5 protein-coding genes and 2 rRNA genes are annotated in these 7,719 nt (G+C 35.0%); 1 reads left to right on the forward strand and 6 read right to left on the reverse strand.

Translation table 11 applies throughout. The features are described from left to right. Positions 1-11: 11 nt before the first annotated feature. Complete coding sequence (locus tag OZ002_RS04620) at positions 12-1,022, forward strand: peptidylprolyl isomerase (protein ID WP_002286208.1); 1,011 nt, start codon at positions 12-14, stop codon at positions 1,020-1,022. Positions 1,023-1,089: 67 nt separating this feature from the next. Here the strand turns inward: OZ002_RS04620 and OZ002_RS04625 are convergent, their stop codons facing one another. The 6 genes from OZ002_RS04625 to OZ002_RS04650 form a co-directional block, all read right to left on the reverse strand. Further along, positions 1,090-2,034 (reverse strand): 3'-5' exoribonuclease YhaM family protein, encoded by a 945-nt coding sequence (locus tag OZ002_RS04625; protein ID WP_002286211.1) that lies wholly within the window; start codon positions 2,032-2,034, stop codon positions 1,090-1,092. Beyond that, entirely contained in the window at positions 2,018-4,738 is a 2,721-nt protein-coding gene (locus tag OZ002_RS04630; RefSeq protein ID WP_156249271.1) for an ATP-binding protein, read from the reverse strand. The genes OZ002_RS04625 and OZ002_RS04630 overlap by 17 nt, the downstream gene beginning before the upstream one ends. Next, a complete protein-coding gene (locus tag OZ002_RS04635) occupies positions 4,735-5,955 on the reverse strand; it encodes a metallophosphoesterase family protein (protein WP_325082899.1) in 1,221 nt (406 codons plus the stop codon). Before OZ002_RS04635 ends, OZ002_RS04630 begins: the two co-directional genes overlap by 4 nt. Positions 5,956-6,235: 280 nt before the next feature. Beyond that, positions 6,236-7,081 (reverse strand): Cof-type HAD-IIB family hydrolase, encoded by an 846-nt coding sequence (locus OZ002_RS04640; RefSeq protein ID WP_002304764.1) that lies wholly within the window; start codon positions 7,079-7,081, stop codon positions 6,236-6,238. A 330-nt stretch (positions 7,082-7,411) separates the two neighbouring features. After that, positions 7,412-7,527: ribosomal RNA gene (gene rrf / locus OZ002_RS04645) — 5S ribosomal RNA — on the reverse strand. A 94-nt stretch (positions 7,528-7,621) separates the two neighbouring features. Further along, positions 7,622-7,719 (reverse strand): 23S ribosomal RNA (locus OZ002_RS04650); the annotation flags it as partial.

Consider the following 7,719-nt stretch of genomic DNA (forward strand, 5'->3'; position numbering starts at 1 on the left):
TGCAAATTTTAATGAAAAAAAAATCAATTATTTTGGCAGCTACTAGTGCGTTGGCTGTTTTAACTCTAGCAGCTTGTTCAGGCGATACTAATAAAGATATCGCAACGATGAAAGGCGGAACAATCACTGTATCTGATTTCTATGATGAAGCAAAACTTGAATCATCGAACCAATCCTTAGTACAACGGATGATCATTTATAAAGTATTCAATAACAAATATGGCGATAAAGTAACCGATAAGCAAGTGGATGCAGAATACGACAAACAAGCGAAATCATTAGGTGATACTTTTGAATCACAATTAGAAGCTGCTGGATATACGAAAGATACTTATAAAGAATATATTCGTAACAATTTAGCTTTTGAAGCTGGCTTGAAAGCTCACGTAGATATTACAGATGACGATTTGAAAACTGCTTGGAAATCTTTCCATCCAGAAGTAGAAGCACAAATCATCAAATTATCAAGTGAAGATGAAGCAAAAGATGTGAAAAAATCAGCGGATGATGGAGATGATTTCTCTAAATTAGCCAAAGACAAATCAACTGATACAGAGACAAAAGAAGATGGCGGTAAAGTTAAATTCGACTCAACGACAACAACTATTCCTGCAGAAGTAAAAGAAGCAGCTTTCAAATTGAAAGACGGTGAGATCTCCGATGTTATTACTACAACAAATCCTACTTCTTATGCGACAGAATACTACGTTGTCAAAATGGTGAAAAACCAAAATAAAGGCAATGACATGGATAAATACAAAGATCAACTAAAAGATATCGCTACTGAAACTAAACTAAGTGACAATGCATTCACAACTAAAGTAATCGGTGAAGAATTAAAAGATGCAAATGTAAAAATCAAAGATGATGCCTTTGAAAATGTGTTGAGTGCATTCACAACAACTTCATCAAGTACGAAAGACTCAAGTGAAACTACAGCTTCAACAAAGAGTTCTGACACAAAATCAACTGATTCAACAAAAGAATCTTCAACTGAAGAAACAACTGATTCATCAAAATAAAAGAAAACAAAAAAAGCGAAGACTTATGTCTCGCTTTTTTGTTTTGAATGAAAAAAATAAATTTTTGCTATAAATCTTTTGGTACATAGAAACTTCGGTTGTCCATACCGAAAATCCGATCGGTGTATTTTCCTGGTTCTGTTTGACGAATCGAAGTCAACATCATCTGCATCGAAGCATCGATATTGTCGATTTGATGTAATATTTCTGCTTCCATTATTCTTGGACGTACAGGTGAGCCATATTCTAATAAGCCATGGTGTGCTAAAACCATATGACGTAATACGAGAACATCTTCGTCAGCTTCGCTGATTTTCAACGCAAGACAGGCTTTAGTTATTTCTTCGTCAATCAATACCAGATGACCGATCAAATTTCCTGCAAGCGTATATTCTGTCGACATAGGACCGGAAAGTTCAATCACCTTTCCTAAATCATGCAAAATGATACCAGCATACAACAATGCTCGATTCAGCTCAGGATATTCATCGGCGATTGATTTCCCTAAGTGAAGCATTGTCAAAGTATGATAAGCTAATCCGCTGGCAAATGCATGATGGTTTCTTTTTGCTGCCGGAAACTCAAAAAATTGTTTTTGATATTTATTAAGTAGATAGCGAACAATACGATTCCAATGCGCATTGGTGATCTCAAACAACAATTGATTGATTTCTTCTTCCATTTCTTCTTTCTTCAAAGGGGCTCTTTCCATGTATAAACTAGGCTCTCCTGGCTCATCTACCCTTGTTAAGCGCATATGAAGAATCTTTACTTGAGGGTTTCCTTGATAAACCTCTCTTTTACCGTTTAGAAAAACGACTGTGCCGGCTGTAAATTTATTGATTTCCTCCTCCGAAGCATCCCAGTATTTACCATCGATAGTACCTGAAGTATCTTGGAAAGTAAAAGCAATAAATTTTTTTCCGTTTTTAGCGATTCTTACATCTGCACTTTTGATCAGGACAAATTGTTCAAACTGCTCATCGATTACTAAATCACGAATTTTTTTCATTATTTGCTCCTTCTAATTGTTTTACGATTTGGTTCATCTCATGGTAATAGCTTACCATTTCTTTATCAGAAGAAAAACAAATTATTTGATACTTTTCTCCAAATTTAGCTAAAAGTTCAGCTAATTGATACTTTCGCTGATGATCATAATGAAGCCAGCCATCATCAATGATGATCGGGCATATCGAACGGTTAGCTTCTAATGAGAGGTAAGCAAATCTCATCGCCATAATCAGCTGATCTTTCGTACCTGTAGATAACTCATAGATGGGAAATTCTGTATATCCGTCTGTTAAAGTCAGTGTATCATTTTTCAGTAATATCTTCTGATAATTTCCTTTTGTTAAAATACCTAAATAATCACCTGCTGCTCTTAACAACTGGGGTAATTGTCTTTCACTCATCTCTGTTGAAAGATCACCTAAGAATGTCCCGGCGATTTCAAGTGCTCCCCATTCCTCCAGTAATTCCTGTAATTTTGCTTTTTGCCGGCTAGCTTGTTGATAAAGTTCGTCCAATGTGCCGTCTCTTTGCAACTCTTCTACTTGAAGTTGGAGTCGTTGCCGATTTTCACTTGCTTCTTTTTCTTCTTGCTGGAGTTGGGATTGCTTTTCTTTCAGTTGGCGCAGTCTTACAGATAATTTCTCTTTTGTCAGCTCTTCAGGAAATAGTGGAGTAAGCATTTCCGATAATTCATTGTATCTTTTCATCTGCTGTTCGGCTTGTTTGGCTTTTTGTAAAAAGACAGGTACTTCCGAAGGATAAGATAAGCCTGCTTGAGTCAATTGTTCGCTGTATTCTTGTATCCATACTTTTTGTTTCTTTTTCAGTTGATTGATTTCTTGCTTCAATAAAGTATTTTGCTGATAGCTTCTGGCAAATTTCATCTGTTCCATCTCTTGTATAAAACGGGAAAGCAATACCATTTTTTCTGAAATTGTCTTATCTTGTATCGGTAACCATTCTTTAACAAACTCAAATTTTTGGTCGATTTGTCGTAGTTTTTCTTGTATTTCCTGTTCTCTTTTATGTTTCCGCTCAAATACGCCATATAATTTCTGATAATCTATGACTTCCTGTCCATATTCTTTCATGAGTTTGAGCGTATCCATCTTTCCTAAGTGCCGATGATCCGCAAAACGATATACTTCTTGCTGAAGAATCTGTTTTTCTTCTCCAGTTCTCTTTTGTTTTTCTTCTGCTTCAGCTAATTGAGCTAAGGCTAGATCAAGTTGTCCTAGTTTTTCTTGCCACATTCCTTTTATCTCAGAGAAATCATTTTTAGTTTTAATTTTTGGTTGCCTTTTGTAGAAGAAATAGCCAATCATGCCTGCACCAATTAGTAAAAGGATCACTTTCAAGGGCATTGGTACAAATATACCTGCAATGATTATTGCTCCACCAGCCATCAGCATATACGGTTTAGATGAAGAGACTGGTGCTATCTCTGACTGATTTTGTAATAATGCTGGATAGGTCTCTTCCAAGTCATTCACTTCTGCTTCAATCATCTCTTGCTGTTCTTTAGCTATTTGGAGACGCACAGAAATCTGGCTTTCTAGATCAGCAATCCTTCTTTCTTCAGCCAGAAGATGCTTCCATTCTTCTTCATATAAAAATTCTTCCGGTAACGGATTTTTCTGCCAATGCCACCTTTGTTCCAAAATCTTCAATTCTGAATTTGTTTCTCTAGTCTCAATTTGTAATCTTTGCCATTCTTCGTTTAATTGTTCCGCTGTAAATTGAAGTTGCTGGAGATCTTTTAGTTCCTGCTCCTGCTCTAAATAAAAATAATATCTGGCTGACTGCTGATCCATCCCGCTATGCTTTTCCAGTGTTGCTTCTAATTCTTCCAAACGCTCATTTGTTTGCTGATACCGTTTGGAGAAAGACTCCAGATCTAAAAGAAGTTGCTCATCAGGAAGACCTGTAGTGCTGTTTTTTTTGAGAGATTGCCATTCTTCATATAAAGAAAAATTAAGTTCTTGCTGTCTGGCTAATGAAAATTGTTTGTTCGCCTCTTTTAATTGTGCCAATAACTGCTGCTGTTGCGACTCGTATTCCTGTTCTTGTTGGATCAACTTGCCAAAATAAGCTTCCTGTTCTTGTTTTTGATGAATTTTTTCTTGCAGCTCTTTCCATTCATTTAATTTTTGATTGATTAGTAGTTTTTGGCCTTTTTTCTTGAATAATTGTTGTGCTTTGTGATAATATTCTTGCCGCTTTTGGAATACTTGAGAACTGCCCGTGATGCCTAAAGAAATCAGCGCATCATGTAGCTCTTTTTCTCTCAAATGATCTAGTTCCATCAACTGTTCCTGCTGGAAAGTAAATACTTGCTGGAATAACTCTTTCGTTAAAGGCGCAATCAATTTTTCTAGTAACTCATCACTTCCCACTTGATCCCCCAGCCACACCTTCGATTTTCCGCGATTTTGCTGCTTGTAGCGCTCGACAGCAAATTCACCATATACAGGATGTTTAAGCCATATTTTGCCGCCATAGGCTGAGCCGTCTTTTGGTGTATAATCCTTTTTTTTACGGCCTTTTGAAGGGAAACCAAATAATATTGCTTGAATAAATTGATAAATCGTTGATTTTCCTGCTTCGTTTCCCCCATAGATCAGCTGATTGCCTGAATAAAAGTCAAAACTTTTTTGACGCCATTTTCCAAAAGCAGCAATCTCGATCCTTAAAATCTTCATTCCTGATCCTCCTCAAATAAAAAATCTTGATTAAGCAGCTGCTTGGCTTTTTCAAGTGTTTCTTCTTGGTATTCCGGCAGTTCGCTCAATATTCTAGCCGCTTCTTGATGACTATATACTTCATTTAAAATTTGTTGGAAATCTTGGGGTGTCTGATAGTATTGAAATAACTGTTCCATCAATTTAGCAGAAGCAGCAAGTGGGATCTTCGTATAAAAGGTATCCTCTATGAGAGAAATACGCCAAATAAAGAAATCATTTATCCTATCTGAGAATTCCTCTAACAAATAGTCTAATAGCTCTCCTGATTGTATCCGTTCCAAAACATCTGTATTGAGATGGTCATAATCTTTTAATTTTATTTCGATTAAACTAAAACCATACTCTACTTTTGAAAGTTGCTGACGAATGTGAACAATGACCTCTTTTGTCGTTCTTGCTTTCCTCAATGATATTTCCTTTGTCTTCCAATAGACCTCTGCTACTTTAATCGGATGTATTTGGCAACTTCCTTTACTTAATTCAACTAGTAGAATAGATGTAGAAGCTTGTTCCTTTTTAGTATGACCTTGAGGCGCACCTGGATAAACAATTGTTTGCTTTTCATTTAAGACCGTTGGCACATGGATATGCCCTAAAGCCCAATAATCGTATCCCTTTTCTTGCATCTTTGAGGGTTGGAAAGGAGCATAGTTTCCTTTTTGAGAGACGCCAGGTTCCCCGTGGTACAACCCAATATGGTAATCTGTGAGTTCTCTAGAAGGAAATTCCATCACTTTGTCTTTTTGAATCCATAGTTGTCGATAACTGAATCCACTGAGAGAGACAGTTTCTCCACTTTTTATCGTTATTTTTTTTGTCTCTACCGTTTCGGATGTAAATAAATGGACATTTTTAGGAAAGGAGAACCAATACCGCTCTTTTTGATAGAAATCATGATTTCCGAATATTATAAATACAGGTATATGGTTCTTTTCTAACCGTTTCATCTGTTCTGAAAAATGTTTCTGTATTTTTAATGAAGGACGATTTTGATGAAAATTATCTCCTGCAAGTAAAACAAAATCAACGTTATTTATTATTGCCTGTTCAATGATATTTGATAAAACGGTCAGATTCGTCTTCAATAGTTTTTCCTGTACAGTTTTATCAAGAGTTGTCAGTCCTTCAAATGACCGATCCATATGTAAATCTGCCGCATGGATAAATTTCACCATTAAAAATTTCCTCCTTTTTTTCTTTTATCATACCATTTTCAATAGCTTTTTTCATTAATAACCGAAAATTTGTTCGCATTACACAAAGAAATTACGATAAATGGCCGGCTTCAAAAAATGAGTTTATTCGAAAAAAAGATTGTGACATGATTTTTGTCACAATCCTAAATATCTATGTTATATTCGCTTCGTTTGACACTGAAGAAGTACTATTTATACTGGAATTTATGCTCCATTTTTCCGTATTTAGAATTCTATGTTCTATACTACCTTAATTAGTTTATATGGTAAGAATTCTTTCAAATGCTTGAGATACTCCGTCTTTATCATTTGAAACAGTGACATAATCAGCTTTTTTCATGATTTCTTGATGACTATTTCCCATTGCAAAACTAATATCTGCACTTTCAAACATAGATAAGTCATTTAAACTATCTCCGATCGCGATTCTCAAAGGTTTCTTTAAATTGTAGATTGATTCCAAACGATCAAACACCACGCCTTTAGATACATTTTGAGGTACGATTTCAATATTTACAGGTGCCGATTCAGTAACAGACACATTTAGCATCTTTTTCAAATGGTTAAATATATTAGCTTTCAATTGACGATTAGGAATAAAAATAAAAAATTTGTAAATGCTGATAGCATCCTTTTCTATAATTTCCTCAATATTATTATAAGGGATTGAACAAATAGATTTTTCATACTCAAGCTCATAGTTTAGCTCTTTGATAGAAAATTCACTCCCTACCTCGTGAAAAATTTTTTTCATTTTATTTTTATAATTCTGAGATTCATAACTTCCGAGATTTGTATATATTTTGGTTGGAAATTTCGATAGGACAGAATCAATTTTTTTTACATCATTTTTATCGAAGGAAGACTCAAATATCTTTTTTTCTCCATCAAATCCAACAGAACCATTTAACCCTACTGCTGGTATCCTTAAACCAGATTTTTTGAGAATATTATTAATGTCTTCTACTTCTCTTCCAGAACAAATGAATGGAAAACAGTCTTCCGGTAAATGTTTCATTGTTCTTGCATTTTTTTGACTAATGCTCTGGTCAGAATTCAAAAGAGTACCGTCTAAATCTATACCAATTAGTTTCATTTCATCCATGTCTCCTATACGTTGATTATAAATTCACTGCTTATTGTAAGTCTAAATTTCTCACAAAACATATACTAATTATACCTAATTTAAGTAAGTACAAACATCATTTTAAGAATAGGAAAGGACATTTATATACTATTCTCTGTATTTTTGATTTATAAATAAATATGAATTGAATCCAAATCAGCTATATTACTATTTTATAATAACCAACTATAAAAAACGAAGTTAGGTGAAAAACTAACTTCGATATTCATAAAAGACTCTATTAGTTCAACTTAGCAAAAGATTTAAACAAAAAAAGATGAACTATTTCTAGTTCATCTTTTTGCCTTTGCGTGGCGACGTCCTACTCTCACAAGGGGCAACCCCTCACTACAATCGGCGCTAAGAAGCTTAACTTCTGTGTTCGGCATGGTTACAGGTGTATCCTTCTCGCTATCGCCACCACACTGTGGTGTTATCTTTTATTGAGTAAATTTTGTTCACTCAAAACTGGATTTGAAGTCACATAAGTTTTTTTCCGAGATCTTTTCTTTTAACCTATTGGTTAAGTCCTCGATCGATTAGTATCAGTCCGCTCCATACATCACTGTACTTCCACTCCTGACCTATCTACCTGATCATCTCTCAGGGATCTTACT

Source organism: Enterococcus sp. E4-150 (assembly GCF_035726465.1).
GTDB classification, from domain to species: domain Bacteria; phylum Bacillota; class Bacilli; order Lactobacillales; family Enterococcaceae; genus Enterococcus_B; species Enterococcus_B faecium.

Bases quoted from the DNA above. Each gene is read 5' to 3' on its own strand.
- OZ002_RS04640 (WP_002304764.1), bottom strand. From the start codon at position 7,081: ATGGATGAAATGAAACTAATTGGTATAGATTTAGACGGTACTCTTTTG.
- OZ002_RS04620 (WP_002286208.1), top strand. From the start codon at position 12: ATGAAAAAAAAATCAATTATTTTGGCAGCTACTAGTGCGTTGGCTGTT.
- OZ002_RS04625 (WP_002286211.1), bottom strand. From the start codon at position 2,034: ATGAAAAAAATTCGTGATTTAGTAATCGATGAGCAGTTTGAACAATTT.
- OZ002_RS04635 (WP_325082899.1), bottom strand. From the start codon at position 5,955: ATGGTGAAATTTATCCATGCGGCAGATTTACATATGGATCGGTCATTT.
- OZ002_RS04630 (WP_156249271.1), bottom strand. From the start codon at position 4,738: ATGAAGATTTTAAGGATCGAGATTGCTGCTTTTGGAAAATGGCGTCAA.